General features: G+C 35.1%; 28 protein-coding genes. 8 read left to right on the top strand and 20 right to left on the bottom strand.

Translation table 11 applies throughout. The annotated features are described in order from the left end of the window. Positions 1–33: 33 nt before the first annotated feature. From lpxK to rnhA, 4 genes are all read left to right on the top strand, one after another. A complete protein-coding gene (lpxK, locus tag RA0C_RS04270; protein WP_013446868.1) occupies positions 34–1,059 on the top strand; it encodes a tetraacyldisaccharide 4'-kinase in 1,026 nt (341 codons plus the stop codon). Beyond that, a complete protein-coding gene (locus RA0C_RS04265) occupies positions 1,043–1,855 on the top strand; it encodes a purine-nucleoside phosphorylase (protein WP_004918461.1) in 813 nt (270 codons plus the stop codon). The genes lpxK and RA0C_RS04265 overlap by 17 nt, the downstream gene beginning before the upstream one ends. Positions 1,856–1,979: 124 nt before the next feature. Next, positions 1,980–3,551: a replicative DNA helicase gene (dnaB, locus tag RA0C_RS04260; RefSeq protein WP_004918470.1), complete on the top strand. Its 1,572-nt coding sequence runs from the start codon at positions 1,980–1,982 to the stop codon at positions 3,549–3,551. Continuing rightward, positions 3,552–4,031, top strand: a complete 480-nt coding sequence (gene rnhA, locus RA0C_RS04255) for a ribonuclease HI (protein ID WP_004918471.1) — start codon at positions 3,552–3,554, stop codon at positions 4,029–4,031. 18 nt (positions 4,032–4,049) lie between these two features. Here the strand turns inward: rnhA and RA0C_RS04250 are convergent, their stop codons facing one another. From RA0C_RS04250 to RA0C_RS04225, 6 genes are all read right to left on the bottom strand, one after another. Continuing rightward, positions 4,050–4,742, bottom strand: a complete 693-nt coding sequence (locus tag RA0C_RS04250; RefSeq protein WP_004918475.1) for an SIMPL domain-containing protein — start codon at positions 4,740–4,742, stop codon at positions 4,050–4,052. A 345-nt stretch (positions 4,743–5,087) separates the two neighbouring features. Next, the gene (locus RA0C_RS04245; RefSeq protein WP_004918479.1) at positions 5,088–5,846 is read right to left on the bottom strand and encodes a hypothetical protein; all 759 of its coding nucleotides are present in this window, start codon (positions 5,844–5,846) and stop codon (positions 5,088–5,090) included. Positions 5,847–5,935: 89 nt separating this feature from the next. After that, entirely contained in the window at positions 5,936–9,097 is a 3,162-nt protein-coding gene (locus RA0C_RS04240; protein ID WP_004918482.1) for a T9SS type A sorting domain-containing protein, read from the bottom strand. An 18-nt stretch (positions 9,098–9,115) separates the two neighbouring features. After that, positions 9,116–9,664, bottom strand: a complete 549-nt coding sequence (locus tag RA0C_RS04235; RefSeq protein ID WP_004918484.1) for a hypothetical protein — start codon at positions 9,662–9,664, stop codon at positions 9,116–9,118. A gap of 2 nt (positions 9,665–9,666) precedes the next feature. After that, positions 9,667–10,275 carry a hypothetical protein gene (locus RA0C_RS04230; RefSeq protein WP_013446866.1) on the bottom strand — a complete coding sequence of 203 codons (609 nt, stop codon included), beginning with the start codon at positions 10,273–10,275 and terminating at the stop codon, positions 9,667–9,669. A 2-nt stretch (positions 10,276–10,277) separates the two neighbouring features. Then, positions 10,278–10,889, bottom strand: a complete 612-nt coding sequence (locus RA0C_RS04225; protein ID WP_013446864.1) for a hypothetical protein — start codon at positions 10,887–10,889, stop codon at positions 10,278–10,280. A 209-nt stretch (positions 10,890–11,098) separates the two neighbouring features. Between RA0C_RS04225 and tyrS the strand changes: the two genes are divergently transcribed. Further along, entirely contained in the window at positions 11,099–12,391 is a 1,293-nt protein-coding gene (tyrS, locus tag RA0C_RS04220) for a tyrosine--tRNA ligase (RefSeq protein ID WP_004918748.1), read from the top strand. Between the two features lie 7 nt (positions 12,392–12,398). Then, on the top strand, positions 12,399–13,040 hold the full coding sequence (locus RA0C_RS04215; RefSeq protein WP_004918747.1) for an alpha/beta hydrolase: 642 nt from the start codon (positions 12,399–12,401) through the stop codon (positions 13,038–13,040). A gap of 28 nt (positions 13,041–13,068) precedes the next feature. Here RA0C_RS04215 and RA0C_RS04210 read toward each other — a convergent pair whose 3' ends face one another. From RA0C_RS04210 to RA0C_RS04185, 6 genes are read right to left on the bottom strand one after another with little or no spacing between them, the layout of a single operon-like run. Beyond that, positions 13,069–13,782: a hypothetical protein gene (locus RA0C_RS04210; protein WP_013446863.1), complete on the bottom strand. Its 714-nt coding sequence runs from the start codon at positions 13,780–13,782 to the stop codon at positions 13,069–13,071. Positions 13,783–13,819: 37 nt separating this feature from the next. After that, on the bottom strand, positions 13,820–14,320 hold the full coding sequence (gene purE / locus RA0C_RS04205) for a 5-(carboxyamino)imidazole ribonucleotide mutase (RefSeq protein ID WP_004918743.1): 501 nt from the start codon (positions 14,318–14,320) through the stop codon (positions 13,820–13,822). A 28-nt stretch (positions 14,321–14,348) separates the two neighbouring features. Then, entirely contained in the window at positions 14,349–15,458 is a 1,110-nt protein-coding gene (locus RA0C_RS04200; RefSeq protein WP_004918740.1) for a 5-(carboxyamino)imidazole ribonucleotide synthase, read from the bottom strand. Between the two features lie 34 nt (positions 15,459–15,492). Beyond that, on the bottom strand, positions 15,493–15,870 hold the full coding sequence (gloA2, locus tag RA0C_RS04195; RefSeq protein WP_004918739.1) for an SMU1112c/YaeR family gloxylase I-like metalloprotein: 378 nt from the start codon (positions 15,868–15,870) through the stop codon (positions 15,493–15,495). Positions 15,871–15,885: 15 nt separating this feature from the next. After that, a complete protein-coding gene (locus tag RA0C_RS04190; RefSeq protein WP_004918737.1) occupies positions 15,886–16,944 on the bottom strand; it encodes a diphosphomevalonate/mevalonate 3,5-bisphosphate decarboxylase family protein in 1,059 nt (352 codons plus the stop codon). 35 nt (positions 16,945–16,979) lie between these two features. Beyond that, complete coding sequence (locus tag RA0C_RS04185) at positions 16,980–18,737, bottom strand: AMP-dependent synthetase/ligase (RefSeq protein ID WP_013446862.1); 1,758 nt, start codon at positions 18,735–18,737, stop codon at positions 16,980–16,982. A 281-nt stretch (positions 18,738–19,018) separates the two neighbouring features. Here RA0C_RS04185 and RA0C_RS04180 point away from each other — a divergent pair, with 281 nt between their 5' ends. Together RA0C_RS04180 and RA0C_RS04175 are read left to right on the top strand one after the other, a co-directional pair. Further along, positions 19,019–19,831: a M48 family metallopeptidase gene (locus RA0C_RS04180; protein WP_004918733.1), complete on the top strand. Its 813-nt coding sequence runs from the start codon at positions 19,019–19,021 to the stop codon at positions 19,829–19,831. A 54-nt stretch (positions 19,832–19,885) separates the two neighbouring features. Next, positions 19,886–20,188: a hypothetical protein gene (locus RA0C_RS04175; RefSeq protein WP_004918731.1), complete on the top strand. Its 303-nt coding sequence runs from the start codon at positions 19,886–19,888 to the stop codon at positions 20,186–20,188. Between the two features lie 35 nt (positions 20,189–20,223). On the opposite strand, the gene RA0C_RS04170 is transcribed toward RA0C_RS04175, so the two are convergent. The 8 genes from RA0C_RS04170 to RA0C_RS04135 form a co-directional block, all read right to left on the bottom strand. Beyond that, positions 20,224–20,847 carry an outer membrane beta-barrel protein gene (locus RA0C_RS04170; RefSeq protein ID WP_004918728.1) on the bottom strand — a complete coding sequence of 208 codons (624 nt, stop codon included), beginning with the start codon at positions 20,845–20,847 and terminating at the stop codon, positions 20,224–20,226. 14 nt (positions 20,848–20,861) lie between these two features. Next, on the bottom strand, positions 20,862–21,638 hold the full coding sequence (locus RA0C_RS04165; RefSeq protein WP_004918725.1) for a multidrug efflux ABC transporter ATP-binding subunit RanA: 777 nt from the start codon (positions 21,636–21,638) through the stop codon (positions 20,862–20,864). Then, on the bottom strand, positions 21,638–22,399 hold the full coding sequence (locus tag RA0C_RS04160; protein ID WP_013446861.1) for an MlaE family ABC transporter permease: 762 nt from the start codon (positions 22,397–22,399) through the stop codon (positions 21,638–21,640). Before RA0C_RS04160 ends, RA0C_RS04165 begins: the two co-directional genes overlap by 1 nt. 38 nt (positions 22,400–22,437) lie before the next feature. Further along, entirely contained in the window at positions 22,438–23,769 is a 1,332-nt protein-coding gene (locus RA0C_RS04155; protein ID WP_013446860.1) for an exopolysaccharide biosynthesis polyprenyl glycosylphosphotransferase, read from the bottom strand. A 7-nt stretch (positions 23,770–23,776) separates the two neighbouring features. Continuing rightward, on the bottom strand, positions 23,777–24,409 hold the full coding sequence (locus tag RA0C_RS04150) for a 7-carboxy-7-deazaguanine synthase QueE (protein ID WP_014411252.1): 633 nt from the start codon (positions 24,407–24,409) through the stop codon (positions 23,777–23,779). Between the two features lie 145 nt (positions 24,410–24,554). Then, positions 24,555–25,079, bottom strand: a complete 525-nt coding sequence (gene rimM / locus RA0C_RS04145) for a ribosome maturation factor RimM (protein WP_004918717.1) — start codon at positions 25,077–25,079, stop codon at positions 24,555–24,557. A gap of 17 nt (positions 25,080–25,096) precedes the next feature. After that, entirely contained in the window at positions 25,097–25,630 is a 534-nt protein-coding gene (locus tag RA0C_RS04140) for a 30S ribosomal protein S16 (protein WP_004918715.1), read from the bottom strand. A gap of 85 nt (positions 25,631–25,715) precedes the next feature. Continuing rightward, positions 25,716–26,072: a T9SS type A sorting domain-containing protein gene (locus RA0C_RS04135; protein WP_004918713.1), complete on the bottom strand. Its 357-nt coding sequence runs from the start codon at positions 26,070–26,072 to the stop codon at positions 25,716–25,718. Between the last annotated feature and the right edge of the window lie 107 nt (positions 26,073–26,179).

The raw sequence follows: 26,179 nt of genomic DNA, 5'->3' as shown, positions 1-26,179 counted from the left end.
ACTTTTGCACACGGAAATTTGCAAGCGGACTATATGAAAAGATGGTATCTCTATCCTTTTTCCTTAATCTATCATCTAGGGACTTCTGTAAGAAACAAAATGTATGATTGGGGATTGTTGCCTTCTACGAAATTTAACACACCTATCATCAATGTAGGTAACCTCTCCGTGGGCGGTAGCGGGAAATCTCCTATGGTAATGCATATTGCAGAGCTTCTTTCAAAAAATCATCGTACTGGAGTGCTTTCTAGAGGCTATGGGCGTACTACCAGAGGCTATGGAGTTGTAAACTACAATAGTAACTATAGAACGGTGGGCGATGAAGCCATGCAACTTTTTGAACGATTTAAAAATCGTTTCGTAATTGGGGTAAGTGAGGACAGGGTTTTCGGTGCTAAAAAACTTATTTCTGATATGGATTTAGATGTGCTAGTGCTAGATGATGCATTTCAGCACCGCCGAATCAATACAGGGCTTAACATCTTAATGACCGACTATAACGACCCTTACTTTAAAGATTTTATTCTTCCCGCAGGAAATCTAAGAGAGAGCCGAAACGGAATGAAAAGGGCTCATATCATCGTAGTTTCTAAGTGTCCTGCTAATATTACGGAGGAGAAAAAACAATACTACATTTCTAGAATAAGCCCTAAGCATTATCAAAAAGTGTTTTTCTCCACCATCAATTATGATGAAACGGTGTTCTCCAAAACGCAATCTTTGCCTGATAACAATTTGGCTTATTACGATATATTAGTCATTACAGGAATTGCTAACCCAACGCCTTTCCTAGAACATCTGAATAGATTTGCCAAGAAGGTAAAGCACCTTAAATTTAAAGACCACCACAGCTTTACAGATGCTGATGTACAAAAGATAATCTCTGAGTATAAAAAAATGGGAGATTATAAGATGATACTCACCACAGAAAAAGATTTTGTAAGGCTAAAAACTTTTGAATATCTAAGTGATAAATTATATTACTGGCCTATCAATGTAGAAATGGATAAGCTAGAGGAGTTTAACAAAATAATACTGAATTATGTTAGAAAAATTTAAAGAAACTGCAGCGTTCATTAAGAACATTATTGGAGATACACCGGACTTTGCTATCGTGCTAGGTTCTGGATTAGGTAAATTAAAAGACGAAGTAGAGGCAATCCACACTTTAGACTATGCTGATATTCCTAACTTCCCTCAAACTACGGTAGTTGGGCACGGCGGTAGCTTAATCTACGGCACACTAGAAGGTAAGAAGGTGCTTATGATGAGTGGAAGATTCCACTACTACGAGGGACATTCTATTGAAACGGTAACTTTCCCGTTCCGTGTGTTCCACTTATTAGGAATTAAAAATCTAATCGTTTCTAATGCTTCAGGTGGTGTAAACCCTAACTTTAAAGTGGCTGATGTGATGCTGATTAACGACCACATCAATATGATGCCAGAACACCCATTAAGAGGTAAAAATATAGATGAATTAGGACCTCGTTTCGTGGATATGAGCGAGCCTTATAATAGAAAAATGTTAAGCATCGCTGAAGAAGTAGCAAAAGAGAATAACATCACGGTACATCAAGGGGTTTATGTAGCTCTACAAGGACCTACTTTTGAAACACCTGCTGAATATGGACTAATCCGTGCTATTGGTGGTGATGCCGTAGGTATGAGTACCGTGCCTGAAGTTATCGTAGCGAAACATCAAGGTATGGATGTATTTGGTATTTCTATCATTACTGACTTAGGTGGACCAGAAATTGCGTTCAATGTTTCTCACGAGGAAGTTTTAGAAGCGGCTAACAAGGCTATGCCTAATGTAATCAAAATCGTAAAAGGTTTAGTAAAGAATTACTAAGAAAAACATAAATGATTAACTAAGAGACTGTACTTGTTGCAGTCTCTTTTTTTATTGATAAAAAGATAATAACAAGTTTTTAACATTGTAGCTTCATAAAACATAAAACCACTATCTTTGCCCTATGGCACAGAAAGAAACATTATCATCTTTAGTCAACGGTAATTTTGCGAAGGAACTCTCTATTTCTCAAGGCAAAATGCCACCCAATGCAGTAGATTTAGAAAGACTGGTTATAGGAGCTTTTCTTATTGATAAAAAGGCACTTGATAATACTTACGATTTACTCACGCCTGAGGTATTTTACGACCCTAGACATCAAGAGATTTACCGTATCATCATTAAGTTATTTGGCGACAATACACCGATAGACATTCTAACGGTAATCCAAGAATTAAAGAAGCAAGAAAAACTTAATTTGGCTGGTGGGGACGCTTATATCATAGATTTAACCACAGGCATCAGTTCTTCTGCCCATATAGAATACCACGCGAGAGTTATCCTAGAAAAATACATTTTGAGGTCGCTCATCAATGTGTCTGCAAATGTGATAGACAATTCTTACAAAGAATCTACAGATGTATTTGAGCTTTTAGACCGTGCCGAACAATCTTTTTTTGAAATCACCAACGGAACGATAAAAAAGGGCTTTGATACCGCTAGTTCTTTAGTAAGTGAAGCCATTGAAAAAATTAAATCTCTTAAAGATAAAGAAGGGCTTTCAGGTATTCCTTCGGGATTTACCCAACTTGATAAGGAAACAGGAGGTTGGCAAAACTCGGATTTGATTATCATAGCGGCTCGTCCTGGTATGGGTAAAACGGCGTTTATCCTTTCTATGGCTAGAAATATAGCGGTGGAACATCAAATTCCTATTGCTGTATTTTCGTTAGAGATGGCATCAGTGCAGCTTATTACCAGAATGATTTCTTCCGAGACAGGGATTTCCTCTGAAAAATTAAGAAAAGGACAAATGAGCGATGAAGAATGGCAACGCCTCTTTAACAATGTTGCTGCTTTAGAAAACGCTCCACTTTATATAGATGAAACACCTGCTCTCTCCATTTTTGACTTTAGAGCAAAGTGCCGAAGACTTGTAATGCAGCACGGCGTGAGAATCATTATGGTGGATTATTTACAGCTGATGACTGCAAACTCTGGAAAAGGGGGTACAAGGGAACAAGAAATTTCTACCATATCTCGTTCATTAAAAGCCATTGCAAAGGAACTTAATGTGCCTATTATTGCTTTATCACAGCTTTCTAGAACGGTAGAAACCCGCCCTAATAAACGCCCTCAACTTTCTGATTTAAGAGAATCTGGTGCGATAGAGCAAGATGCGGATATTGTATCTTTTATCTTCCGTCCAGAATATTACAAGATAGATTTTTGGGATAATGATGAAGAAGGAGCACAAACCAGCACTACCAACCAAGCCGAAATTATTTTAGCAAAACACCGTAATGGTGCCACGGGCGAAGTAAGGCTTTCTTTCTTTAAAGAAATTGCCAAGTTTGCGGATTTAGATTTATACGGTGGTTACGAAAGTTCTAATTTTGGACAAATGGATAATAATCCTAGCGGATTTGAAAGCATCAAAACTACCATACAACCAAGTGCTGCATTTGATATTCCAGATAATATTTCTGGGTCTTCTATGAATGAGATTGACGATTATGATGATATGCCATTCTAAATGAAGATTGATATCTACACAGACGGAGCCTGTAGCGGAAATCCGGGCAAAGGTGGCTATGGAATTATTATGCGAGTTTCTGGACTGAATTATGAGAAAGCATTTTCGCAAGGGTTTAGAAAAACCACCAATAACCGTATGGAACTATTGGCGGTTATTGTGGCATTAGAAAAACTTAAAAACAACGAAAACGAAGTTCATATCTACACCGATAGCAAGTATGTCGCCGATGCCATTAACCAAAAGTGGCTGTATGGTTGGATAAAAAAAGGATTTAATAAAGTTAAAAATCCTGATTTGTGGCAAAGGTTAGTCCCTTTGATGAGAATGCACAACCCAACTTTCCATTGGATTAAAGGGCATAACGGACACCCCGACAATGAGCGATGCGATAAGCTAGCCGTAGCCGCTGCAAATGCTTCTAAACTAGAAATAGACAAGGGTTACGAAGAAAACGCAACCCTTGACTCATTGTTTTAGTATTTTATCCTTTATAATTTAATCTAATTGAAACTTAACATTAACAAAAGTTTCGTACTTGATTTTATTAAACTCTATATCAATAGGAGCTTCTGAAGTAGCATCATAGCTTTCCATTGCTTTTGTGGAACGCATCATCATAGGAGTTACTTGAGGATAGGCATTATTTTCATCGGAAATAAAGATAGCTTTACCCAATTTTTGATTTAAAGCCTTTACCATTCGTTCTGCTGTTAGTTTAGATTTTAAAACGGCTTTACTTTTTAGGGCTAATAAAAGCTCTTCTTCTTTGGTGTATTCTAGTTTAGAGATGTTCACATTAGAAATGCCTTGCTCCTCTAGTGCCATCAAGACTTTACCCGCGGTAACCGCATTACGTACAATGAGAGAGTAGTTCTTTTGTTTAATAATGTTTTGACCTTTTAAGAAGTAAGTTTTAAACCCACTAGATAAACCATTAAGAGATAAATCTTTCTCGGTGTTTATGCCTAGTTTTTTAAGGGCACTTTCCATTCTTTTTTCTTGTTCTTCTACCGATATTTTGTTTTTGGTATCTGCTTCGTTGAGGTTGATGTTAATGGTTATTTTATCAGGTATTACTAGCGTATCTGCTTTGCCCGAAGTTTCTAAATAAGGTTGGTCTAAAAAGTTCTTCTGCCCAAAAATAAGCTGTCCGAAGAATAGCATAAGGATTAAAAATAAATGTTTCATAATTTTGTTTTAGCTCCTCCGTATCAAATAATATGCCGATGACTTGGGCTTACTTTTTATATAGCTATCGATAGTAATTCTTTTTTAAATTTAGGTGGTATTTGTGGAAGAATATTATTTATATAACCAAGATTTTATTTCATAATCGTAAGAATATAAATTACAAACGCTATAATATTATTTTAGAAAGAGAAAATGTAAATTACAATCATTAAAATATACTTTTTATATGCTTTAATTTATTTTTCAAATTGAAGAATATAAAAATATCCTAACCAAATATTTAGTTAGGATATAGGAATGTAAAATTAAGTTGCTTTAATTGAAAAACAGACCGCTCCAATATTAAGACGGAGAGGTGAATTTGATGGCTGATACCGTAGCATATTCGGAGGAAGAGGCTCCGTAAACACTCTTAACATATTTTTTTACATTTTGTGCAATGGTATAAAGCCCCGTTCCGTCTGCATAGAGTATTTGGTTTCTTTCTATGATTTTGTTGTTGAGTTCTGCTTCGGTTTTGTCAACGGATTGGGTGGCACTCATCAATGATTCTTTATAAGTGTTAAGGTTGGCTAACTTCAAATCGTCTTCGTTTGGAGTGTAAGTAGGGATTGTGCCTAACAACTGTAATAAAATCCCGAAATTTTCGGCTTGTTGGGTGTAGGATTGTCTAGAAGTAGAGACTGTTTTTGGTGTTTCTTTGCCTTCTTCAACTGGGGTAGCTACTTTCTTTTGTCCGCCTTGAATGAGACGATTTAAGGATTTAGCTTGATTAACTGTTCCCTGCGGTAAGCCTAAAATAGCTAAGTGGTTGACGATTTTTGTGCAAGTAGGTTTTAGGTTTTCAAAGGTAGATTGGCGTAATGTAATTGCATTTTTGTTGGCGTTTCGTTTGTCTTCTACCTCGTTTAGTTTTGCGGAAGCCTCCCTGTAAAGGGTTTGTAGATTTGCAACTTTTAAAGTATCTACAGGTGGATTGTAGAGGGTATACACTTTTACCTGTTCTGTAAGTTTTTGCAGGTTTGCCACATTTTTGGCGTGTCCTGTTTCGCTTATAGAGTTTTTGTTTGAGGGTTGTGGATTGTTGTCTTCAGGTTTCATTATCTATTGATTTTTTTGGGTTATAATATAGCGAATGTAATAAAAAAAGAGGCTGTTCTCAATATTTTTGAGACCGCCTCTTTTAAGATTTATTTTTTAATAAGTGTTTGCCCAACAAGCATCTGCCCATCTTTTATGATTTTTACAAAATAGCTTCCTGTAGGGAGGTTAGAAAGGCTGAAATCTTTACCTGTTTTTTGAATTACGGTATTCCCTAAGCTGTTTACTACTGTAATGTAATAGGTTTCGCTAGAAGTGCTTTGACTATGGATTAGATTGTTATCTTCAGGAGATTGTTTCGGACATACTGGCTCCATTATTCTGGCAATGGTATAGTCGTCATTTTGAACTTTTGACACTGTGTAGGTGTACTCGCACATACCAGGAGGGGGTGGAGTTATAGTAGTAGCATAGGTAGTACTGCCACATTTATTTTTAGCGTTTACTTCTAAATCTAAATGCCAGTTGTACCCACGCCCATTTGCAAAGTAAGTATAGCCCGTTCTTATGGCTCCTGTGTCTTTTCTTCTCCAAGTAACATCTGCTGGTGTTAGGCCTTGGTCTTCTAAGGTAGCTCCTGTGTCTAGAGATTCTATACTCTGAACCACATAGTTTGTGCTTCCTTCTTCTGGCTTTATGCGTAATTGAGGTTTACCTACCCAGATTTTTTTGGCAATAGTTTGTTTATTTGGCAAATTTATATAAATGAATCCTAGACCGTTTTTAACCCCCTTCACTGTTATTCCTGATGAGGAAACATTCACCACAGATAATGAAGGAGAGGTGGAGAAATTGGTTCCTGTGGGAACTTCACAAATATTTGAAAAGCTGTAAAATTCTTCTGTGTTTTCACAAATTACAGAATTACCATTTAAAGTTAAATTGGAAGGAGGGGTTAATTCATTCCCATTCAGCCAACTTAATAACCATTGTACCATGTTAGGTGTAAAGGAGATATGTTCCATATTGGTAGTTTCTCCGTAGTAGCTGTCAAATGGTGTTTGTCCAGCACATACCAAATTTTTATCAATAGGTTGATACCAATCACTAAAACCAGATGTATCTAAAGCAGAGTGTGTGGGGATGAAAGATAGAGGTGCGGTTGGTGTTTCTTCACTATGTGGAACATAATATCTTCTGCGTTGCTTCTTTTTCCTAAGTGTTTGGGCAGATTGATCTTTAAAGTCATTGATGGCATTGTAATATCCTCCCGGAACTGCATCTAGCGAGCCCTTGCTGAAACTATTGGGTCTTGACAACTCTGATGACGACCATACGGGTAATCCTGGCTTTGCCGCACCAATATGATATAATAATTTTGATTGCTGATACTCTGGCTGAGCAAGCTGCGTAGATCTAAAGGTGTTAATTGTCCATTTAAAAAATAACCAAGACATATCAATATATCCTCGCATGTCTAAAATAGTTTGTCCAGCATTAACATTTTTCGTTCCTGTGATAGAGCCATTTACTATGGCTATCTTTTTAAGATTTAGGGGATACCCATTAGACCCTTGGACACCGTTATTATGTAGGTTTTGCTGATATTTAGTGAAATAAGGAGATACACCACCATTTTTTCCATATAATTTTTCCTCAGCGTGTTCTATAAGCATTTGTCTGGCGGCGGGTGCCATGAGTTGCTTCTCATAATTGCTTTTAGCATCTTCCAAACCTCTATTATAGCCTAAAAATGCAATGCTTCCCTGTAAAGCTAAAGGAATATTGGCTCCTTGATGTGGGCTGTCCATACTAATCCATAGTTTGGTATTGTGATTCCAGTTTATAGAGCCAGTTTCCTGCTGTTTCTTTTCCATATAGGCTAGGGCATAACGCGTAATTTGCCCTCCCATACTAGGTCCTACCACTACGGCTTTTTCTGTAATACCTCTATTGCGCATAGAAGCGTTGAGATCTTGCAGAAAACTTACAAAAGACATGGCGTTTCTTTCGATAAAGTCTGCACCGTAATCATGAATAATTCTATTAAAATCATAAGGAGCCCGCTCTGTTGGCAGGTTGATGATAATAACATCGTAGCCTTTTTCATTTAATATCTTTGTTATCCACTTAGGTGTTTCATTTGGATCGTTCGGATTGATTTTGTAGGTCATTAAGTCGTAAATGGATTGGTATTTACTATTGAAATGATTGCGGATATCTTCGTCTAAAAGTGTTTTGCAATTCTCATCACAGTCAATGGCTTCTATCCTTCTCTTATCCCCGGGATCAAAGCCATCAATTACAATAAAGGGCTTTTTCACGCGGTCTATGCCACAGACGCCAGACTGGTTATTATCGGCATAGAAGATTTTATATTCCATCTTTCCGTATTTAGGTGCAGATTCTGTCCACGCCTGATAAGGAATTTTAGAGATATAAGAAATCACAGCTGTTTTCGCAGTACAAGAGTTAGCAGCAAAAGTAGTGAGGGGACTTGTAGGGAAAGTTACGAGAATAGAACCATAAGTGGTAAATGTAGAACCATCTTCGTACACTACATTAAAGGAGATTACTTTCTTTCCGGGTGAGGAATAATTTACTGAAAATTTGGAGGTATTGGCTAAGCCGTTGGTTATAAGATTACGAATAACGCCGTCTCCAAAGTTTGCTGTTAAGTGAGTAATTTTCTTACCCTTGTTGAAATAAATGTCTGGGTTAACATGAAAACTAACCATGCCTCCTTCCGCAGAAACGGTGCTTTTCTGCGGAGCAATCATTACCAAATGTTTGGTGAAGGCAGATGGTTTCCCTGCTATGGGCTGGAAAACGCCATTCTGTAAAGTTAGCCCACCGTTGCTCTCGTTTTCGGCATCGTAAAACAGAAAATCGAAATCGGTGTTGATGATACCAATCTGTACCGTATTTTGCATGGGAGCACTGGTACTAAAATTTTGCAATGATATTTGTGAGTCTCTTTTTGCTTCCAGTTCTGATGCACTTAAAAACTGAGATTCTGCACTTGCATTATGGAGTTCAGACATTGCCTGTAAAAACAGGTCTGCATCTGCAGTGTTGTAATCCACATCATTAAACTGATATAAATTGGCAAAGGAGTCTACCATACTGAGATTAATACCTGTGGAAAGGTAAGGGACACCGGTCTGAGGGTTTATCTGTTGCTTTACTAGCACGGTAGCATTATTATAGAATGCTTGCTCTTGTTGGCGCATTTGCTGTGCAGACGGAATGAGCTGGGCATTGAAGTTGGCAACTACCCCAATTGCTAAAAGTTTTAAAAATGATTTCATGGTTTTTATTTAGTTAAATCAAAATTTAGTTAAATCAAATCTACCTTCTGTGACTTCTATAATGTCATTGGGATTGTCTTTATTTCTTAGCGTACAGTAGAAGGTACCTGCTACGATACTGTCATTTCTCGTAAAAGTAATCCTACCACTATCTTTCATAGAATCATAGAAACGGTTATTTTTTTCTGCTCCCATATATAATTTATTTTCATTGTGTACAGAAAATCCTCCATAAATTTCTTCAAAATTAAATGTGCCTACCTTTCCCATAATTTCATTGGGGATTTTTATAATAATGCCACCTCTACCGTGTCGGGCATCAATTGCTACAATAGCTCTGCTATCAATTGCATTCCCAAATACCAGCCCTTTTAACGGACCTCCTCCCGGTGGACCTTGTTGTGTGGCATCTTGGGGTATCATTACCTCGCCGTTAATCTTACAACCAAAAGTCCAAGCTCCCGTCTGGGTAATAGGAGGAAGCTGCGGGTTGTAATCATCTTTGTTTCTGTCTGTGCAGCTCATTGCATTTAAGCCGATGAGTGCTGCGAGTAGTAGTTTTTTCATAATTATGGAAAATAAGGGAAATTAGTAGTGTTAATAGTTTGTTTATTAAAATCAAAGCGTCCGTCTTTTACCTCAATGATATCCTCTGGATTGTCTTTGTTTTTTAGTTTACAAGAAAAAGTCCCCGAAATTACATTAGAATCATTTCTTGTTATCGTGATGCTACCAGTATTGGCTAAAGAAAGATACTTGTTAAAAGGACTCGTGTTATTTTTTAAATAAACAGTCATCATAATACCCTTAGCAAAGGAGCTTTCTGAAGAACCATTACTATCTTGAAAAATAAAATTCCCTGTAATAAATTCCGGAGAATTTGATTGTTTTTCAATATATATATAAATATTACCTGTACCATCCTTTGCATCTGAAGCTTGTATTTCTTCATAATTAGATGATGTGTAATACCTTACGGCATAATGGCTGTTGCCTGGTGGTATATAGCCAATGGAGTTTCTGGGTATCATGACCTTACCATTGATAATAGCCCCAAAGGTATTGGCTCCTGTTTGGGTAATGGGTGGGAGCTGAGGGGTATAGACCTCTCGGGCGGTTCTGTCTGTGCAGCTCATTGCGTTTAAACCGATGAGTGCTACGTAAAGTAATTTTTTCATAATTATGGGAAATTAGTGGTGTTAATGGTTTGTTTATTAAAATCAAAGCGTCCGTCCTTTACCTCAATGATATCCTCTGGATTTTCTTTGTTTTTTAGTTTACAGGAAAAAGTCCCCGAAATTATATTGGAATCATTTCTTGTTAATATTATGCTTCCAGTGTTAGCTATTGATAAATAGGTTTTGAATGCTGTATTATTATCATTGATGATCACCCTAATCATATAGTCAGGTAATTCATCCATATTAAACGAATAAACCCCCTCTAATATTGGATATGAAGACACGGGTAAATTTGTATTTATTGTTGTTTTTCTTAAAAATATATATACATCACCAATGTTATATTCACGGCTATTTGATGCAGTAATCAAATTATAATCATCAGCATTAACATATTTAATAGCATAATGGGTGTTTGGTCCTGGCGGTTGGTATCCTATAGAATTTCTGGGTATCATGACCTTACCATTGATAATAGCCCCAAAGGTATTGGCACCGGTTTGGGTAATGGGTGGTAGCTGAGGGGTATAGACCTCTCGGGCGGTTCTGTCTGTGCAGCTCATTGCGTTTAAACCGATGGAAATTACTAACAGTTTTAAAATAGTTTTCATATTATCATGTATTTAGGTTATGGTGAAATTAAAAAAAAAATTGTAGCCACCAAATAATTAAGTCTGATTTTTAGTAAGATAGGTTAGAAATTATTATAAAAGGTATATTTGTTAAATGCCTATTATTTAATAGTAAATAGAGATTAATTGTTCTTTTATCTCTTAAAACCATAAACCTAAAAATCATTATATTTGCGAAAAATACAACTATGAACCCTTTTATAGAAGAACTTAAATGGCGTGGTTTAGTCCACGATATGATGCCTGGCACAGAAGATTTGCTAAATAAAGAAATGACGAAGGCTTATATCGGTTTTGACCCTACAGCCGACTCACTGCATATCGGAAGTTTAATTCCTATTAAAATATTGGCTCATTTTCAGAAACATGGGCACAAGCCTATCGCACTAGTAGGTGGTGCTACGGGAATGATTGGAGACCCTTCTGGAAAGTCTGCAGAAAGAAATCTTTTAGATGAAGCTACATTAAAACATTATGAAGAATGTATCAAAGGTCAGCTTTCTCGTTTATTAGATTTTGAAAGTGATAGCCCTAACAAGGCAGAACTCGTAAATAATTACGATTGGATGAAATCTATCTCTTTCCTTGAATTTGCTAGAGATATCGGAAAGCACATCACCGTAAATTATATGATGGCAAAAGATTCTGTAAAGAAAAGGTTTTCTGGCGATGCAGGTGTTGAAGGTATGAGCTTTACGGAGTTTACCTATCAGCTTCTACAAGGGTATGATTTTCTTCATCTTTACCAGAATCAAGGTGTTAAACTTCAGATGGGAGGCTCAGACCAGTGGGGAAATATTACTACAGGTACTGAACTCATTAGGAGAAAAGCACAAGGTGAAGCTTATGCTCTTACAGTTCCGCTAATTACGAAAGCCGATGGCACCAAATTCGGAAAGAGTGAATCTGGTGAGAATATTTGGTTAGATGCTAAAAAGACTTCTCCGTACCGTTTTTATCAGTTTTGGCTTAATGCTACTGATGAAGATGCAGAACGCTTTATTAAATTCTATACTTTCCTTAATAAAGAGGAAATAGAAGCCCTCATAAACGAGCATAGAGAAGCTCCTCACGAAAGAAAACTACAAAAGAAACTGGCACAAGAAGTAACCTCTTGGGTACACGGAGAAGCAGAGTATCAAAAAGTGGTTAAGGCTTCTGAAATTCTCTTTGGACGTTCTACAGCAGAGGATTTGGTGGCACTAGATGAGGCAACCTTTTTAGATATTTTTGATGGTGTACCTCAGCAGGAACTATCTAGAAAGGAACTTGTTGGAATGAATATTACCGACTTATTAGCGGATTCAGGATTTTTAAAATCAAAAGGAGAGGCTAAAAGAGAACTAAAAGGAAATGCCATTTCTGTAAACAAGTCTAAAGTAAATGAGGAGTTTTGCTTATCTGAAAAGGATTTTATAGATGATAAGTTTATTCTTTTACAAAAGGGCAAAAAGAGTTATTTCATAGTAAAAGCCATTTAATTTTTAAATGATGGATTTGTACCACTTAGTTAGAGAGCCTCAGAATATCACTTCTGAAACTCCAATGCTTGTTCTTCTGCATGGATATGGTAGTAATGAGGAGGATTTATTTTCATTCGTGCCCAATCTGCCAGAAGATTGGCTTATCGTGAGTTTTAGAGCTCCTAAGTCTACGCCTTATCAAGGTTACGCTTGGTTTGATATTAACCTTATGGACGAAAATAACCTTATAGATGTAGAACAGGCAAAAGTAGCAATAGAAGAACTTTATACTAATATACAGGCTTTAAAACAGCATTATGGCATTAGTTCTAAAGTGCATTTATGTGGGTTTAGTCAGGGCGGTATGCTAAGCTATGCTTTGGCATTTAGGTTTCCTCCGTTATTTAGTAAGGTGGCTTGTATGAGTTGCTATCCTGAACTAAAATTATTGGAAGGCTATCCAAAATCAAAAAAGGAGATAGAACATCTTAGATTTTTTGTTTCGCACGGTACAGATGATGTTATTATTCCTTTGGAATGGGGACGAAAGGCAGCCGATTTACTCTATGATTTGGGGGCTTATTTTACCTTTAGAGAGTATATGAGTGGACACGGCATCAATCAAAAAAATTATATAGATTTAATGGAATTTATGGGAACACCTTAGGCGTTCCCATTTTTATTTTAGGTAGTTTCTACTTAAATTCAACCAACTTGTCATTAGCTACATCATATTCATAAATTTTTTGTGTTTCAATATCAATATATAGCCATTGTATTACGTTAAACTTATGTTCAAAAGTATATCCAATACCCAAAACTTGATAATCTCTATTATTTTCTGTTCTGCTTTCAATAGAATATTCTAATTGTTCTCTATTTTGTATAGCCAGCTTTATCAGTTCATTTTTTGTATTTGCAATATAGTATTCTGCAGAAAGATATAAATCGTCCAAAGTACTTTGTGTATAACCTTCATCAGAATAATAATACTTCAATTCTTTTTTATAATCTTTTCTGAATTTAGAAACATTCCCATCTTTAATTTTCTTAATAGAAACTAACCAATTCTCAATTTTTGGGATTTCCCCCTCACCAGCAATATATATAGTATCTTTTTCCCATGTAATTTCACATACATCTCCTCGCAGTAGATTTCTTTGAGTATTGTTGTCATTTACGAAATCATATTTAACATGATCTTTTTTTGCTGATAACCATGTATAATCTCCATTATCATCATAATATTCAAACTCAAAAGTGTCTGTATAAAGTTCACTCTTTTTATTAGCTTTATCTGTATTTATTTTTGTCTCTTGAGTCTTATGCTTTTCTTTATTTAAGACCGTTTTATTATCACAAGATTGTAAAACAAAAAAGAATATTATGAGTTTAAATACAGTCTTCATATATGCTTTTTTATAGATAAAGATGAGTTGGCTTTTTTTAATCAAATTGATTAGGGTGTTGAGTTTTAATGTACTCTATACTATCCAATACTTTATTTTTTAAACTTTCTTGATAGTTTTCTAATGAATTAGAAATACTCTCGTCCGCCGAACCTAAAATTTTGGCAGCTAGTATTCCAGCATTAGTGGCTCCGTTAAGAGCTACCGTTGCTACAGGTATTCCCGAAGGCATTTGTAATATAGATAGCACCGAATCCCAACCATCAATAGAATTACTACTGAGTATTGGTACTCCAATTACAGGGAGTGTGGTACAACTTGCCACCATACCTGGGAGGTGAGCCGCCCCACCAGCTCCTGCTATAATAACTTTAAGACCTCTTTCTTTAGCGGTTTTAGCATAATCAAACATTCTTTCTGGAGTTCTGTGTGCGGATACTACCGTAAGCTCATACGGTATCGCCATAGATTGTAAAAAATCTGCTGCTTGTTGCATTATTGGCAAATCACTTTGGCTGCCCATAATAATTCCTACCATTTTTTATTCTTTTTATATAAAATTAGATTTATTTAGCACTTACTTTTACTAATGCTTTAATTTCAGTTAATTCTTGTATCAACTGTTCTCTATTATCAGATAAGACATTGATGTGTCCCATTTTTCTACCAGGCTTGGTTTCTTTTTTTCCATAAAGATGAACATAGGTGTTGGGGCGTTTTAGCACTTCCTCTAAACCTTTATAAACTACTGTTCCAGAAGCGTTTTCTTCCCCTACTAAATTCAGCATACCCGAAAATCCTCTAGTGGTAACTTCAGCGAGTGGTAAGTTTTTTATCACTCTGTAAAATTGTTCAAACTGTGAGTTGTAATTCCCTTCTTGAGTTTGATGTCCGCTATTATGCAAGCGAGGAGCCGTTTCATTTACCCATACTTTTCCTTCTTTATCTAAGAATAATTCTATGGCAAAAAGCCCAGCAGAATCAGCGGCAGATATAAACTTAGAAACAATAGCATCTATTTGTAATTGAGTGTCTTCTGATATAAATGCAGGACAAATATTAAAATCTAAAAGGTTGAGCTTAGGGTCCGCCACCATTTCGGTTACAGGGAAAGTTTTTATTTCTCCACTTTCGTTTTTAGCAACGATGACGGAAAACTCTTTATCAATATCTACCAATTTTTCTAAAACAGAAGGTGCGTCCCAAAGTCTCGTTAAATCGTTCTCATTTTTAATGACTTGTACTCCTTTACCATCGTAACCTCCTTTGTCTAATTTCTGAACAAAAGGAAATGGAAAATCTACTTCCGAAGCATTCTGAATGATTTGAAAATCAGGTGTTGGAATTTGATGTTTTTGGTAAAATAATTTTTGAAGCGTTTTATGTTGTATAATTTTAATAATGCTAGAGCTAGGAACTACCTTAACACCCTGCTGTTCTAGTTGTTCTAGAGCCTTTGTATTGATGTGTTCTATCTCTATGGTAACAATATCTTTATCTTTACCAAAATTGAGTACGGTTTCGTAATCATTAAAATCACCTTGCATAAGATTTGAAATAGACGCACAAGAACATTCAAGGCTGGGGTCTAAAGTATAAAAATCATCATCGTATTTCAGAGCTTCTTGTATCAACATTCTTCCTAGCTGTCCGCCACCTAAAATTCCTATTTTCATTTTATTACTTTTTATTATAATTTATTTGGATATTTTACTTTTCGTAGAATTCTATCGGAAGTCCATCTGGGTCTTGCGTGAAAAAGAACTTTTTATTCGTCCATTCATCTACCCGAATAGCTTCACAACTGATATTTAATTTTAGTAACTTCTCTCTTTGCTCCTCCACAGAGTCCACAGAAAAAGCCAAATGTCTTAATCCACACGCCTCTGGTCTGGTAAGCCTTTTAGGAGGATTAGGGAAAGAAAAAAGTTCAATAACATAATCATTACCAATGCCTAAATCTAGTTTGTAAGAGCTTCTTTCTACTCTGTACACTTCTCGTAGAATATTTAACCCTAAAACTTCGGTATAAAAAGATTTTGAAACTGAATAATCAGAGCAAATAATGGCAATGTGATGAAGTTTCATTTAATTTTTAAATATTTAAAAATCTATACTGTCTTTTACTACTTTTCCGTTTTGGGTGTGAGGTAACAATTCTTTTTCAATAAAAGCAGTTATTTTTTCTGTCTCTTGATTTTCAGGGAAAAGCAAATGCACATTAGCACCAGCGTCTAGGGTAAAGAATAACGGCAGTCCTGTTGATTTTCTAAACTCCCAAATTTTATTGATGACCTCTAAAGTACCTGTTTTCATAAGGATAAATGCAGGCTCACTCATCATCATCATAGCATGTAATGTTAGAGCTTCGTGTTCTACTAGGGTAATAAATTTTTCTAAATCTCCAGATTTTAAAATTTCTTTTAGTGGAACAAAGTTTTCTCTAGCCTCCTGAAAGCGTCTTTCAGCATAAGGGTTGGTGTTCATTAGTCCGTGTCCTATGGTAGAGGATACACTCTTTTGCCCTTCGTGAATAAGTAATACCCAGTCGTTAAACTTTCTAAATACTTCAGCAACTTCTTCCGTAGTATAAGGTACAGCAAATAAATCAGAACTACCTTCTACTTCTGGTGTTTCTCCCCAAACCACTAAGCCGTTGTACAAACTCCTACAAGCACTTCCGCTTCCTAATCTAGCTAAAAAACTGGCTTTTTTCAACCTAAAATCGTGGGTTGTAGCTTCTTTAGAAAAAGCCTCATCTATCTTCATTAGACATTTGGCTATCGCTCCGAACCCCGATGCAGAACTGGCAATTCCTGAACTATGAGGAAAAGTGTTTTCGGTTCTAATTTCGTAGCTTCCACTAAGAATCCAAGGGAGATAAGATTCAATAGTTTTAAAATATTTTTCTATTTTAGATGAAAATTGAGTTTCTTCCTTTCCTGCCAAGTAAGTCTTTACTCCAAAAGGTTTATTAGCATTAAAAACGATATTGGTAGTTGTTTTAGCATTATTCAGTGTAAAACTGATGCTAGGGTTAGCAGGTATTTGTTGTGCATACTTTCCCCAATATTTTATCAAAGCAATATTGGACGGACAAGTCTCCGAAACTTGTATGTTTTTAACCTCAAAATTTGGCGTTCCTAAAAATTGTTCTAACATAAAATTTAATTATTAAAGTTAAAATACTTTAAAAATTAAGCATACAACTGCTCTATTAAGTTACTGTATTTAGACATTACTACATTTCTTTTAACCTTAAGCGTTGGAGTAATCTCTCCTGTATGAATTTCAAACTCACTAGGAAGTAATACAAATTTTTTAACTCTCTCAAATGCAGATAACTCTTTTTGAATATCATGTAATATATCATGATAAAACTGAGTTATTTTTTCTGACGATACAATCTCATTCCAATCTGTCATAGACAGCTTCATGGCTTTTACCTTTTCCTTTAGAGCTTCAAAGTTAGGAACTATAACTGCTGTTACAAAAGGTTTACCTTCTGCTGCTACCATAGCTTGTTGTATATAGTTACTGTTGGTTAATATATTCTCTATCACTTGTGGAGTGATGTATTTGCCATTAGAGGTCTTCATTAAATCTTTGATACGGTCAGTAATTTTCAAAGTGCCATTCTCTATAACTCCAGCGTCTCCTGTTCTGAACCAACCGTCCTCAGTAAAGGCTTTGGCTGTCTCTTCGGGAAGGTTATAGTATCCTTTCATCACGCCACTACCTTTAACTAAAATTTCGTTGTTTTCGCCTATTTTTATCTGTGTGTCGCCTATCGGGATACCTGCAGTTTCGTATTCGTAATTGTATGCAGGGAAACAAGTTAAAGTAGCTGTAGTTTCAGTAAGACCATAACCTACAGTAATATGGACTCCCATAGCATCAAAAAATTTGAGTATTTCGGGAGAAATAGCCGCACCACCACAAGGCATAAACCAAAGATTACCACCTAACTTTTGTTTTATTTTACTAAATACCAATTTATTGGCTATTTTATTTTTAAGCCCCAATCCAAATGGTACAGACTTCCCTTGTCGTCTGTATTCACTACATTGGGTGCCTACATTAAGTGCCCAATTGAAAATTTTCTTTTTGGTAGAAGAGCCTTTCTCCACCATTTCTCTGAGGGCCCCATAAATTTTCTGATAAAATCTAGGTACAGCACACATCATTGTTGGTTTTACTTCTTCTAGAGCGTGAGCTATTAGTTTTGTATTTTCTAAAAAAGAAACTTTAGCTCCTCTGCTTAAACAATATAAAGTCCAACTTCTTTCAAAAATGTGGCTTAGTGGTAAAAAGGCTAAAGAAGTTTCATTTTCAAAATTTTTAAATTTGAAAAAATCAGTATGAGCTTGAAAACAATCTATCAAGTTTCCGTGAGTAAGCATTACTCCTTTAGGTGTACCTGAAGTACCTGAAGTGTAAAGTATTGTGGAAAGGTCGCTTTTATCTCTCGGGCAAACTTCAAAATCTTCGCTTCCTTTTTGAGTTAAATTTTCTAAATGAATACTATTGGTATGCCTTAATACTATGTGTTTTTTTGCTGCCACGATAAATTTCAAAGAAGACACTTCGTTCATTATCTCAGAACAAATATCGTACTGCTCCTGATTCCCAACTAGTACTACTGAGGCTTCAGAATCTTGTAAGCAATATTGTACTTGCTGCTTTCCGTTGGTACTATAGATGGGCACACTTATAGCACCTAAGGATAAAACCGCCAAATCGAAGATAATCCACTCTGCTGAATTATCAGAATAAATAGCAACTTTAGAACCTTCCTTCACCTCTTTCTCTTTAAGGGCATTAGCGGTTTTAAAGATGGTTCTTTTAAACATAGTCCAACTAAGCGATTTCCACTCATCATATTTCTTAAAACCTATGGCAGGTTTAGAGAGGTATTTCTCGGCATTAACACTTACAAATGCAGCTAAATTCATTTAAAATAATTTTAAAGTTGTGTGTTCAAATCAGTGCCTAAAGATAATGATTTTTTTTTCAAAAATAGTCCTTTTAAATTTCAATTTATTGATGTAAGAACTAACAAAAGTTATAAAAACAACGCTTTACTATTTTTGATTTTAAATAATTAACATTCAATAAATTAAATTTAATTAGAGTATCTTATAAAAACTTGAATTTAACAAAGTACTATTTTATTCCTTAGTTTGGAATAATAATTGTTTACTTTGCACTACAATAATTTATCAAAACAACACCTATGAAAATTAAAACTTTATTAGGAGCGAGTGTATTAACTTTAGGATTAGTAGCATGTGCCACCAATCCTCTTACAGGAAGAAAATCTTTGCAGTTTATGAATAATAGCCAGTTGGCTAGCATGTCGTTAGAACAGTACCAATCTACACTATCAAAAGCCAAAGTTATATCAGGAACTACAGAGGCTAGACAAGTGAAAAATGTAGGATTAAGAATTAAAAATGCTGCAGAGAATTATTACCGCTCAATTGGAAGAGAAGGGGATTTATCATCTTATCAGTGGGAATTTAATTTAATAGACGATAAACAACTTAATGCTTGGTGTATGCCTGGTGGAAAGGTGGCTTTTTATACAGGGATTATGCCTGTATGTAAAAACGAAACTGGGGTAGCTGTAGTTATGGGACACGAAGTAGCTCATGCATTAGCAGGACACGGAAATGAAAGAATATCATCAGCAATGGTAGCACAAGGATTAGGAATGGTAGCTGGAGCAAGTATAAAAAATCAAGCTTTAAGACAAGTATTCTCGGTAGCTTATCCTCTAGGCTCTCAAGCAGCACAACTTGCTTATGGAAGAAAACAAGAGCTGGAGGCTGATGAAATGGGATTATACATTATGGCTATGGCAGGGTATGACCCAAGAGAAGCACAGCCTTTCTGGCAAAGAATGGAGTCTGCATCTGGAGGAAGTGCATCTAGACAGCCAGAGTTTCTATCTACCCACCCAAATCCTGAACATAGAAGAGCTGATATACAAAAACATCTGCCAAAAGCTCTAGAATACTATAAAGCAGCAGGAGGTAAAATATAATATTCAGGTTAATTTTCTTATCTTTGGGAGATAAATATATAAATCTGATTGATTATGAAAAGTTTAACAACTGTAGGGATTCTACTTTTAGCTGTTGCAGCTCTTTTGTTTTATCTTACTACCGATTTTAGTGTAGAAAAAATAACACTCTCTCATTTTATGGGAATTATGGGTGGTGTAGGTATCGGTCTTATTATTGGTGGGGTTATAGGCTATATTAGCAAAGGTAGTGCAGTGAGAGAAGCTGCTAAAAGAAAAGAGTTTGAGCGACTACAAAAAGAGAAAATTGAAATAGAAAGACAAGCTGCAGAATTAGCAGCACAACAAAATACTTATAACAAAAATACTCAGAGTTAATCTCTGAGTATTTTTTGTTTCTTATTAAAAAAGTATTAAAACTGATAACCTAAACCTACTATAAAGAAACTAGGACGGTTATCATATCTTACCACTTCGTCTGTACTACTAGATATTGTTCTTATAAAATCTCTTTGATCTTTAGAGAAAGCTCCTTCGTAACGAGCATTGAAAACAAAATCTGATACTCTTACATTAGCACCTATCTGATAGCCTACTGTAAATGTTTTAGAAATATTCTCTTTAAAATCTTTAAAAGTTTGCTCTGAAGTCAAGTTATAAGAAGCTACAGGTCCTGTAAACAAACTTAGCTTTTCGCCCAAAATATTATAACCTACTAGAACAGGAACATCTAGTCTATCACTTTTAGCTTTTAGTTCTAAGTTACCTAAAGATGTCTTGCTACCAAATTGTGTATAGTAAACCTCTGGCATTAAAAATAAAGAGGTAATAGGTAAATTAATTTTAGCAGATAAACCAATATTAAAACCTGTAATGTTATTACCTTTAGTATTTAGTGATTCAGAGATATTATCCTTTAAATCTGACCAGCTTGGAGAACTAGCGTTAAGTAATGCATTAGCTCTTACTCCAAAACTCACTTGCCCCATCATCAAAGATGAAGCTGCAATAGCTAAACCTACGAATACTTTTTTCATAATGTTTTATTTTTTTATAAATTAGTTTGATTATTTCTTAACATTGTTTCCCTTACTTGCTTAAACAAAGCTGAAGAGTAAACAAAATCTATTAAATGCTCATTTTCTGCTTTGATAATAAGGTCTTTGTTACCTTCCCACTCTTTAACACCTTTTCTTAAATAAACTATTTTCTCACCTATAGTAAGTACAGAGTTCATATCGTGGGTGTTGATAATCGTCGTAGTATTATATTCCTCTGTAATTTCTTTTATAAGCTCATCTATTACAATGGCTGTGTTAGGGTCTAAACCAGAATTTGGTTCGTCACAAAAGAGATATTTTGGATTGTTCACAATTGCACGAGCTATTGCCACTCTTTTTTGCATTCCGCCTGATATTTCAGAAGGAAACTTGGTGTTAGCATTTTCTAAATGAACTCTTCCAATTACTTCTTTTACTCTTTTTCTTTTTTCGGTATAAGTGAGATTGGTAAACATATCCAAAGGAAAAGATATATTTTCTTCTACCGTCATAGAGTCAAATAAAGCACTCCCTTGAAATACCGTGCCTATCTCAGAACGAATTTCTTGTTTTTCCGTTCGTCCCATAATGCTTAGATTTCTTCCATCAAATAAAATATCTCCTGAAGAAGGGTCAAAAACATTGAGTAAACACTTCAAAAATACCGTCTTACCAGAACCCGATTGACCAATGACAAGGTTTATTTTTCCTGTTTCAAAAGTAGTAGTAATCCCTTTGAGAACCTCTACATCATTAAAACTTTTTCTTAAATCTTTAACTTCAATCATTAGCTTAAAAATAATTGGGTTGATACAAGTTCGGCAATAATAATTGCCACCATAGTCCAAACTACCGCTTGGGTACTAGCTCTACCTACTTCTAAAGAGCCTCCCTTTACATTATAACCAAAATAAGCTGGAATTGTAGCAATAAGGAACGCAAACACCACCGTTTTAAAAAAAGCATACCATATAAAGTAGTCTGGAATATATCTTTGTATCCCTGTAATATAGTCGGCTTCTGTCCAATTGCCCGTGGCAACTCCTGCTAAATAACCTCCATAAATACCGAAAACAATACTAATGGCTATGAGTAACGGATTAAAAATAACATTAGCTACTATCTTTGGAAGAATCAAAAAGTTGGGGGAATTAACACCCATAATATCTAAAGCGTCTATCTGCTCCGTCACTCTCATCGTTCCTATACTAGACGCGATGTAAGACCCTACTTTACCTGCCAAAATAAGACTAATGATAGTAGGCGAAAACTCTAAAATAAGCACCACCTTAGTAGCATAACCTATGAAGTACAGTGGAATGGGAATGGTAGAAGCCTTAAAGTTATTATACATTTGTATTGCGACTACAGCTCCCACAAATATGGAAGTAAATAAGACCAAACCAAAGGAGTTAACGCCTAAATCGTTAATCTCTCTCATCAAGAGTTTAAAAAAAATATTATGCTTCTGCGGGCGTTTTATTACTTTTCCTAGTAACAAAACATACTCTCCCACAGAGGTAAGCATTCTTTTTGACAACTTTAACATTCTGCGAAGTTAATATTTTTAATTGATATTTTCAGTAACTACTGAGCATTTTCGTCGCCTCTGATAATCAAAAAAATGGTTTTTAATATAATTACGATATCTAAACTTATGCTCCAATTTTTAATATAAAAAACATCGGCTAGTAGCCTTTTTTTCATCTTTTCATCTAGATTTTCTCCGCCATCGCCTCTCAAACCATTTACTTGAGCTAGCCCTGTTATCCCTGGTTTTACTAAACTTCGTGTACTGTATTGCTCTATTTGGGATTTATAAAAATCATCTACAGAAAGCATATGAGGACGTGGACCTACCACAGACATATCTCCAAACAGAACATTTATAAATTGAGGCATCTCATCAAGGCTGGTTTTTCTAAGAAACCTCCCCACTTTTGTAACTCGTTTCTCACAGGATTGATGGTCATCAACCATTGTTCTGAATTTAAAACATTGGAAGACTTTCTCCCGGTAACCATATCTTTTTTGTATAAATGAGATAGGGCTGCCGCTTTCTAACCAAATAAAAAATGAGATAATAGGGAAAAGCCAAATACCCACAAACACCAATACTAAAGATGAAAACAAGATATCAAATAACCTTTTAATTATTTGATTACTAACAAAACTTAGCGGATATCTTTCTGGAATAAGCACAGGCGATACTCCAAAATATTGTAGATGGTAGTTAAAAAAACTTTGGTTAAAGGTGTTGGGTACAAGATTTACATTAACCTTATGTATTTCCGCCAATTTTAGAATTTCTTTTATTTGACTTGCTTCATTTTCTGAAGATAAAAATAATGTATCTATACCATTGGTTTTCCAAAAAAGAGTAAGCTCTTGTTCAGTGACATTTCCATTAAAACTATATACTTTATAGCCATAATCCTTACGCTCTAGAAGAGTTTGTTTTAAAATAGTAGAAAGATTATCATCTGAAAAAAACATCACATTTCTGTGATTTTTACCCAAACTTCTGTAATATTTAAGAAGAAAGAAAGTAAACGACTTAAATGATAATATCAAAATCAAGAAATACCCCCAAAAAGTTAATTCATTTTGACTGAAATTTACTTTTGTGGACAGTAACTCCAACATCCATATCCCTAAAAAGAAAAACAGAGCATGCTTTAAAATTCTTTCTAAATGAAGCGTATAAGTAAGTGTACGAGGAGCATGATACAAACGAGTGTAACCACTTAATAATCCCCAAAATACACAAACAATAAATAAGAATATAAGGTTTTCAGTTTTCCACAACCACTCTCCCTCTTTGTTAGGGAAAAGTATATAAAAACAAGTAAGTATAGCAAAAATATCTGCTCCTATAAATAAAAATTTCAAATATCTAGAATAGCGGATATTCTGCATTCGTATACTATGGGATATTAAGATATTTGTGTGTTTGTACCGAAGCCTGCCATTTAGGATTTTCTAAAATATAATCGGTTATTTTAGGATACATTTCATCTCTTTTACTCCATTCGCTTTGGAGATAAAATTTACAATTTTGAGATACTTTAGAGGCTTGTTCTTCGGCAAACTTAAAATCGTGATTGTTGAAAATAATTACTTTTAACTCATTTGCCTTTGCATATATACTTTCTTTAGGCAGACCTGTTTTCTTAGGAGAAAGGCACACCCAATCTATATGCCCAGATATTTCATAAGCACCAGAAGTCTCTATGTGTATAGTGCAACCTAAGTCTTTTAATTTTTTGGTAAGTATTTCTAAATTCCACATAAGTGGCTCTCCACCTGTCAAAACAATGGTCTTAGAATGGTTTGCTGCTATTTGGGCAACTTCTTCTGCGTCCATTAAAGGGTGCAAGTTAGGATCCCAACTTTCTTTAACATCGCACCAATGACAACCAACATCGCAACCTCCTAAACGAATAAAATATGCCGCTTTGCCAGTATATGCACCTTCACCTTGTATCGTATAGAAATGCTCCATTACAGGGAGTAGTTTCCCTAACTTTAGTAATTCTTTTTCAGTATTAGTCATCATTAAAAACCTATTCTTTTGAATATGTAAATTATAAAAACTTCCATAGAAGATTATAAACACAAATCCGCTACAAAAGTAGTGATTTTAACTTAAGCCACTAGGAAATATTAAGGAAAAACGCAATAATATCGTATAAATAGAAGACTTACACCTCAAATACCTCTAGAAGTCCTTCTGGTAATTGCATAGAAATTATCTTTTCATCTCTATTAACTTTCAGAATCCAATCTTTGATAATAGGAATGATAACCTCTTTACCTTTATTATTAAGGATAAAATAGTGCTGTGCTGTTTGGTCGTTAATCTCTTTGATTGAACCACAAAAGTTTTCAGCCTCATCAAAAACATCAAAACCTATTACTTCGTGGTAATAAAACTGATTACCCTCCAATGGAGGTAAAGTAGAAAGTGGTAAAAAAACACTTTTACCCAGTGCTTGCTCTACCATAGCATCAGACACATTTTTAAAAGTAATGATTTTAGAGTCTAATTTTTGCCACTGTTGTTTTTCTATAAAAAAAGGAACCAATAATCCGTTGATTTCAACGAATATTGATTCCAATTTGTTGTAAAATTCGGGTTGGTCTGTATCTAATTTTAAGATAACATTTCCCGAAAGACCATGCTTACGAGTGATTTTTCCAAGAAAATAGCAATCCTCCTTTCGCATGATTAAATTTTTAATTCTTAAGCTTCTGCTTCGTTTTCTTCAGCTGCAGGAGCTTCTGTACTTTCTTCAGCAACTTCTTCTACTGGTTCTGCAGTAGCTTCAGCTTCTTTTCTTGCATTTAGTCTAGCTTCGCTTACTTTTTGCTCAGCTTCTAATGCAGCTTTCTTAGCTTCCTCTTTAGATTTAGCTAAGTTTTCTTTTTTACCTTGTACTTTAGCTTCTTTTTCTTCTAACCAAGCATTGAATCTCTTCTCTGCTTCAGCCTCATCAAAAGCACCTTTAGCAACTCCTCCAAGTAAGTGTTTCTTGTAAAGAGCTCCTTTGTAAGATAGGATAGCTCTAGCAGTATCTGTAGGCTGAGCCCCTTTGTTTAACCAATCTACCGCTGCATTTACATCTAAATCAATAGTAGCTGGGTTAGTAATTGGGTTGTAAGTTCCTAGTTTTTGGATGAATCTACCATCTCTTTTAGCTCTAGAATCTGCAACCACGATGTGGTAAAACGGTTTTCCTTTTTTACCGTGTCTTTGTAATCTAATTTTTACTGACATAAAATATTGATTTTATGGGAACTCGTCCCTGTTAATAATTAGTTGGCAAAAGTAATATTTTTTTTTGAATTAGCCAATACAAAATTTACTGTTTTATAATTTGTGTAACCTGTTGAGTATTATCACTTAGAGTATATTTTATAAGATACTTACCGTATATAAGTTTATCTAATCTAATTTCCACATAGTTTGAATTAGGAAAAACCTCCATCACCTGAGCTCCAACTATAGAGTAAAAAGTAACACTTTTAACCCTAGTTAATGGATTTTTAGTTTTTAATACAATGAAATCCTTCGCTGGGTTAGGGTAAGCTACCACAAGAGCATCATCAGATTTTTGTTGATTACCAATATAATCTCTTACATTCTGAGCCTTCAGCGTTGAGGAAGATAGTCCCAAAAATGTAATTAAGAAAAATATAGAAAATAAAAGTTGTTTCATAGTATTGATTTAAAAATATTTACAAATATATCTAAAATAAAATCAGCTTACAAGATTTAATTCTGCTAAAGTCTTGTTAAATTTGCATAACAAATACAATTCCAAAA

Origin of the sequence: Riemerella anatipestifer ATCC 11845 = DSM 15868, assembly GCF_000252855.1 — a bacterium.
Taxonomy (GTDB): domain Bacteria; phylum Bacteroidota; class Bacteroidia; order Flavobacteriales; family Weeksellaceae; genus Riemerella; species Riemerella anatipestifera.
This window is presented reverse-complemented; position numbering and strand designations above follow the sequence as displayed.

Coding starts and splice junctions, on each gene's coding strand:
- purE (WP_004918743.1), bottom strand. CDS start 14,320: ATGGTAGGAATTATTATGGGCAGCCAAAGTGATTTGCCAATAATGCAA.
- RA0C_RS04240 (WP_004918482.1), bottom strand. CDS start 9,097: ATGAAATCATTTTTAAAACTTTTAGCAATTGGGGTAGTTGCCAACTTC.
- RA0C_RS04215 (WP_004918747.1), top strand. CDS start 12,399: ATGATGGATTTGTACCACTTAGTTAGAGAGCCTCAGAATATCACTTCT.
- RA0C_RS04155 (WP_013446860.1), bottom strand. CDS start 23,769: ATGCAGAATATCCGCTATTCTAGATATTTGAAATTTTTATTTATAGGA.
- RA0C_RS04245 (WP_004918479.1), bottom strand. CDS start 5,846: ATGAAACCTGAAGACAACAATCCACAACCCTCAAACAAAAACTCTATA.
- RA0C_RS04170 (WP_004918728.1), bottom strand. CDS start 20,847: ATGAAAAAAGTATTCGTAGGTTTAGCTATTGCAGCTTCATCTTTGATG.
- RA0C_RS04160 (WP_013446861.1), bottom strand. CDS start 22,399: ATGTTAAAGTTGTCAAAAAGAATGCTTACCTCTGTGGGAGAGTATGTT.
- dnaB (WP_004918470.1), top strand. CDS start 1,980: ATGGCACAGAAAGAAACATTATCATCTTTAGTCAACGGTAATTTTGCG.
- RA0C_RS04250 (WP_004918475.1), bottom strand. CDS start 4,742: ATGAAACATTTATTTTTAATCCTTATGCTATTCTTCGGACAGCTTATT.
- RA0C_RS04165 (WP_004918725.1), bottom strand. CDS start 21,638: ATGATTGAAGTTAAAGATTTAAGAAAAAGTTTTAATGATGTAGAGGTT.
- lpxK (WP_013446868.1), top strand. CDS start 34: ATGAAAAGATGGTATCTCTATCCTTTTTCCTTAATCTATCATCTAGGG.
- RA0C_RS04175 (WP_004918731.1), top strand. CDS start 19,886: ATGAAAAGTTTAACAACTGTAGGGATTCTACTTTTAGCTGTTGCAGCT.
- RA0C_RS04265 (WP_004918461.1), top strand. CDS start 1,043: ATGTTAGAAAAATTTAAAGAAACTGCAGCGTTCATTAAGAACATTATT.
- RA0C_RS04210 (WP_013446863.1), bottom strand. CDS start 13,782: ATGAAGACTGTATTTAAACTCATAATATTCTTTTTTGTTTTACAATCT.
- rnhA (WP_004918471.1), top strand. CDS start 3,552: ATGAAGATTGATATCTACACAGACGGAGCCTGTAGCGGAAATCCGGGC.
- RA0C_RS04230 (WP_013446866.1), bottom strand. CDS start 10,275: ATGAAAAAATTACTTTACGTAGCACTCATCGGTTTAAACGCAATGAGC.
- RA0C_RS04135 (WP_004918713.1), bottom strand. CDS start 26,072: ATGAAACAACTTTTATTTTCTATATTTTTCTTAATTACATTTTTGGGA.
- gloA2 (WP_004918739.1), bottom strand. CDS start 15,870: ATGAAACTTCATCACATTGCCATTATTTGCTCTGATTATTCAGTTTCA.
- RA0C_RS04180 (WP_004918733.1), top strand. CDS start 19,019: ATGAAAATTAAAACTTTATTAGGAGCGAGTGTATTAACTTTAGGATTA.
- tyrS (WP_004918748.1), top strand. CDS start 11,099: ATGAACCCTTTTATAGAAGAACTTAAATGGCGTGGTTTAGTCCACGAT.
- RA0C_RS04225 (WP_013446864.1), bottom strand. CDS start 10,889: ATGAAAACTATTTTAAAACTGTTAGTAATTTCCATCGGTTTAAACGCA.
- rimM (WP_004918717.1), bottom strand. CDS start 25,079: ATGCGAAAGGAGGATTGCTATTTTCTTGGAAAAATCACTCGTAAGCAT.
- RA0C_RS04200 (WP_004918740.1), bottom strand. CDS start 15,458: ATGAAAATAGGAATTTTAGGTGGCGGACAGCTAGGAAGAATGTTGATA.
- RA0C_RS04150 (WP_014411252.1), bottom strand. CDS start 24,409: ATGATGACTAATACTGAAAAAGAATTACTAAAGTTAGGGAAACTACTC.
- RA0C_RS04235 (WP_004918484.1), bottom strand. CDS start 9,664: ATGAAAAAACTACTACTCGCAGCACTCATCGGCTTAAATGCAATGAGC.
- RA0C_RS04190 (WP_004918737.1), bottom strand. CDS start 16,944: ATGTTAGAACAATTTTTAGGAACGCCAAATTTTGAGGTTAAAAACATA.
- RA0C_RS04140 (WP_004918715.1), bottom strand. CDS start 25,630: ATGTCAGTAAAAATTAGATTACAAAGACACGGTAAAAAAGGAAAACCG.
- RA0C_RS04185 (WP_013446862.1), bottom strand. CDS start 18,737: ATGAATTTAGCTGCATTTGTAAGTGTTAATGCCGAGAAATACCTCTCT.